The sequence below is a fragment of the Mycobacterium sp. NAZ190054 genome, from assembly GCF_001545925.1.
GTDB lineage: Bacteria > Actinomycetota > Actinomycetes > Mycobacteriales > Mycobacteriaceae > Mycobacterium.
Genome location: NZ_LMVQ01000311.1, coordinates 1 through 4,127 on the forward strand (window position 1 = coordinate 1; position 4,127 = coordinate 4,127).

Sequence of the window (4,127 nt, forward strand, 5' to 3'; positions counted from 1 at the left end):
CGGCCCCGACCTGCTCGGCCCGGACTGGTCGGCTTCAGTTGCTGCAGCCAATCTGATGGCCGACCCGCAGCGCCCGCTCGCCGAGGCGTTGCTGGACCAGCGGGTGATGGCCGGCGTCGGCCCAGGGTGGAGTGCGCTGGCGGCGTTGCTGGTTCCGGTCGTCGCGGTAGCGGCACCCCGCTTCCTGCGCGGCGTCGTGGTCGGGGCGGCCACCCCGGGCGCGCGGGAGCAGCCCGTCCCCACCGACATGTCGGGCACCGATTTCGAGGACTACGTCGCGCGCATCGCACGCACCTGCGGGGTGCCGGTGATCATGACCCCGCTCACCGGCGACTGGGGCGTCGACCTCATCGTCGGTAACCGGCCGCACCGGCTGGCCGTGCAGTGCAAGCGGCAGTCCCGACCCGTCGGCGCCGGGGCCGTGCAGGAGGTGGTGGCCGGCGCCCCGATGCAGGACTGCACCAGGACGATGGTCGTCACCAATCACGAATTCACCCCTGCAGCACGCAAACTCGCCGAGTTGCACGGCTGCGAGCTGGTCGGCGGCGCGGAGCTGCCGCGGCTGCGGTCGACGATCCGGCGGCTCACATCGCCGTGAGCACGGCGCGCACGGCGTCGACCGCCGCGTCGATCTCGGCGGTCGCGACCGTCAACGCCGGCCGGAACCGCACGCTGTCCGGGCCGCAGCCCAGCATGATCACCCCGCACTCCCACAGCCCGGCCAGCAGCGCGTCGCGCTGCGCCGCGCCCGGCATGCTGAACGCGCACATCAGCCCGCGGCCCCGCACGTCGCGCACCAGGCAGGGGAACTCGGCGGCCAACTCGTCGAGCCGGTCTCGCAGGTAGCGTCCGCTCTCGGCGGCGCGGGAGAACAGCTCGTCGACCTCGATAACCTCAAGGATCCGCCGCGCGCGCACCATGTCGACGAGGTTGCCGCCCCACGTCGAGTTGATTCGCGAGCTGGTGCGGAAGACGTTTCCCGGGACCTCGTCCACGCGGGTCCTGAATTGCTCCTCACGTGCGCGGCCGCCCGCCATCACGCCGCACACCTGGGTCTTCTTCCCGAACGCGACGACGTCGGGCTGCACCCCCAATTGTTGGTAGGCCCAAGCGGTTCCGGTGATACCGCACCCGGTCTGCACCTCGTCGAAGATCAGCAGCGCGTCGAACTCGTCGCACAGCTCACGCATCGCGGCGAAGAACTGTGGACGGAAGTGACGGTCACCGCCCTCCCCCTGGATCGGCTCGGCGATGAAGCAGGCGATGTCGTGCGGATGGGCCTCGAACGCCGCGCGGGCCTGCCGCAGCGACTCGGCCTCCAGCGCGTCGATGTCCGCCCCGGGCCGCACGTACGGGGCGTCGATGCGGGGCCAGTCGAACTTCGGGAAGCGCGCGACCTTGGTGGGATCGGTGTTGGTCAGCGACATCGTGTAGCCGCTGCGCCCGTGGAACGCGCCGGTGAGGTGCAGCACCCTGGTGCCCAGTTCCGGGTCGCGGCCGTGGGCCTCGTTGTGGCGGCTCTTCCAGTCGAACGCGACCTTGAGCGCGTTCTCCACGGCCAGCGCACCGCCGTCGACGAAGAACAGGTGCGGCAGCTGAGGATCACCCAGCACCCGGGCGAACGTCTCGACGAAGCGGGCCATCGGCACGCTGTAGACGTCGGAGTTGCTGGGCTTGTTCACCGCGGCGGCGGCCAGTTCGGCGCGGAAGCCGTCGTCGCCGGCCAGGCCGGGGTGATTCATGCCCAGCGCCGAGGACGCGAAGAACGTGAACATGTCCAGGTAACTGCGGCCGGTGCGGGCGTCGACCAGGTAGGAGCCGTGGGACCGGTCGATGTCGAGGACCAGGTCAAGGCCGTCGGCGAGGATGCTGCGGGCCAGCACGGTGTGCACGTCGGACGGCGTCACCGCGGCACGGCGCGTCTCCGGAAGAACAGCGGTCATGCCGCCATGTTAGCGGATATTTTACGGTTCCTTGACGCTCTGATGTACTTTCTACGGTATGTAACGCCTGTCGCTGTAAAATTTCTGTAAGATGACCGTGCTGCGCGTCTTCACGTCGGCCGCGGTGCGGATCTGCTGCAGCAGGCCTTCCAACGCGCGCGCCGACTCGACGTGGACCAGCAGCAGGTAGTTGTCCTCGCCGGCCACCGAGTAGCAGGCCTCGATCTCGGGGATGTGCTCCAGCCGCGCGGGTGCATCATCGGGTTGAGAGGGATCGAGAGGAGTGATGGCGACGAACGCCGACAGCTTGCTACCGACGGCTTCGGGGTCGATGCGCGCGGTGTACCCGTTCACCACGCCGCGCGCTTCCAGCCGCCGCACCCTCGACTGCACCGCCGACACCGACAGCCCCGCCGTCGCGGCCAGATGCGCCAGCGTCGCCCGACCGTCGGCCACCAGCTCACGGGCCAGCACCCGGTCGATCTCGTCGAGCGGCTGGACGTCTGCGGGATCGGTCATGGCCGCACTGTATCGGAGGGCCCATGGCTGAGTTCGTCGAAACCTGGCAGCTGCGCGCCCAATTCGCCGCCGGACTGTCGCACATGTACGGCGCCGAGGTGCCCGCCTATCACACGCTGGTCGAGGTCAGCTCGGCCGTCAACAGCGCCTACGTCGCCGCGCATCCCGACGCGCACCGCCTCGGCTCGCTGGGACGGGTGACCGCCGAACGGCACGGCGCGATCCGCGTCGGCTCGCCGTCCGAACTGGCGCAGGTCGCCGACCTGTTCGCGGCGTTCGGGATGTACCCGGTCGGGTTCTACGACTTGCGCGAGGCCTCGTCCCCGGTGCCGGTGGTGTCCACCGCGTTCCGCCCGGTCGACCCGGACGAACTGGCGCGCAACCCTTTCCGAGTCTTCACATCGATGCTCGCCACCGCCGACACCCGGTTCTTCAGCGCCGACCTGCGGGCGCGGGTCGATGCGTTCGTCGCGCGCCGGGAACTGTTCGACCCCGCGTTGATCGCCGCGGCCCGCCGGATCGCCGCAGTCGAACGTCACCTGGATGTCACGGGCCGTCATGCCGCCATCATGTCAAAACGCTCCCGTCGCGGGTGGTCTCACGCGGGGCTACTCGGGGAGTCCCTTGTCCAGAATGTCGAGCGCCTTCAGGAACGCCTCGCCGTTCAGGGGCGCGTCGTCGGAGGCGGCGATGAAGACCCCCATGATCGCCCCCGCCGTCACCCGCATCTGGTCATCGTCCGCCGGCCGGTTCAGCCGTTCGGCGATCGCCGCCGTGAGCAACCGGATGGCCTCGACGTGCTCGTTCCACAGCGCACCCTTGGCTTCGGGGAGCGAGTACAGCAACCGCTGCCGGGCGATCACGTAGTCGAAGTCGGGCCCGGCCATCCTGCGGAAGACCTGGGCGGCCGCATGCCGGTACGCCGCGACCGGTGAGAGTTCGGCCGGGGCGGCGAGGAACGCGTCGATGATCGGTCTGAAGAGATCGTCGGAGAACAGCACCGATTCCTTGGTCGGGAAGTAGCGGAAAAACGTTCTGGCGGAGACGTCGGCGGCCTCGGCGATCTGCTCGACGGTGGTCTGCGCGTAGCCGTGCAACTCGAACAACCGGAACGCCTCCCGGCGCACGGTCTCGCGGGTGCGCGTCTTCTTGCGCTCCCGCAGACTGGGCCGCTCACCGGAGGTCATCCGATCGATTGTGGCAGCGCCGCCTGAGTGCCGGCTCTGAATGCTCAGGGTGCCGGTGGGGCCGTCGTCCCCCGCACGATCAACGTCGGCTCCAGCACCACATCCTTGGCCTGGATGGGGCCCTCGACGAGCATCTGCACGGCCAACTCGACAGAGCGGCATGCGATCTCGCGGGCGTCCTGGTGGATCGTGGTCAGGTCGATGCGGGGATTCTCCGAGAGCCGGGTGTCGTCGTAGCCCATCAACGACACCTGCCCGGGGACGTCGACCCCGGCACGGGTGAAGACGTCGAGGATGCCCAGCGCGCAGCGATCGTTGCCGGCCAGCACCGCGGTCGGCAACGACGGCGCCGCCAGCATCGTGCGCGCGGCGGCGGCGCCGGCCTCCTCGTTGTCGATGAAAACCTGTGGCAGCCAACCCATCATGATGTACGCCATGAACGCCTGGGTGCCGAAGAACACGGTGACCGTCCAGGCCA

At 69.4% G+C, this 4,127-nt stretch carries 5 protein-coding genes and 1 pseudogene; 2 read left to right on the plus strand and 4 right to left on the minus strand.

From position 1 onward, the window contains the following. The coding region (locus ASJ79_RS19860; protein WP_231750941.1) for a restriction endonuclease at positions 1-598 on the plus strand (598 nt) is incomplete at its 5' end. Here ASJ79_RS19860 and lat read toward each other — a convergent pair. Both lat and ASJ79_RS19870 read right to left on the minus strand, forming a co-directional pair. After that, a complete protein-coding gene (lat, locus tag ASJ79_RS19865) occupies positions 585-1,943 on the minus strand; it encodes an L-lysine 6-transaminase (protein ID WP_067958878.1) in 1,359 nt (452 codons plus the stop codon). The genes ASJ79_RS19860 and lat overlap by 14 nt on opposite strands. Positions 1,944-1,994: 51 nt before the next feature. Next, entirely contained in the window at positions 1,995-2,462 is a 468-nt protein-coding gene (locus tag ASJ79_RS19870) for an Lrp/AsnC family transcriptional regulator (protein ID WP_067958880.1), read from the minus strand. Positions 2,463-2,485: 23 nt separating this feature from the next. On the opposite strand from ASJ79_RS19870, the pseudogene ASJ79_RS31290 reads away from it, so the two are divergent. Further along, positions 2,486-2,989: pseudogene (locus ASJ79_RS31290) on the plus strand (DUF1338 domain-containing protein); the annotation flags it as partial. Between the two features lie 81 nt (positions 2,990-3,070). On the opposite strand, the gene ASJ79_RS19880 reads toward ASJ79_RS31290, so the two are convergent. After that, complete coding sequence (locus ASJ79_RS19880) at positions 3,071-3,649, minus strand: TetR family transcriptional regulator (RefSeq protein ID WP_067958886.1); 579 nt, start codon at positions 3,647-3,649, stop codon at positions 3,071-3,073. Between the two features lie 44 nt (positions 3,650-3,693). Continuing rightward, positions 3,694-4,127, minus strand: a 434-nt coding sequence (locus tag ASJ79_RS19885; RefSeq protein ID WP_197420296.1) for a LacI family DNA-binding transcriptional regulator, incomplete at its 5' end; no start/stop codon positions are given.

Coding starts and splice junctions, on each gene's coding strand:
- ASJ79_RS19880 (WP_067958886.1), bottom strand. CDS start 3,649: ATGACCTCCGGTGAGCGGCCCAGTCTGCGGGAGCGCAAGAAGACGCGC.
- lat (WP_067958878.1), bottom strand. CDS start 1,943: ATGACCGCTGTTCTTCCGGAGACGCGCCGTGCCGCGGTGACGCCGTCC.
- ASJ79_RS19870 (WP_067958880.1), bottom strand. CDS start 2,462: ATGACCGATCCCGCAGACGTCCAGCCGCTCGACGAGATCGACCGGGTG.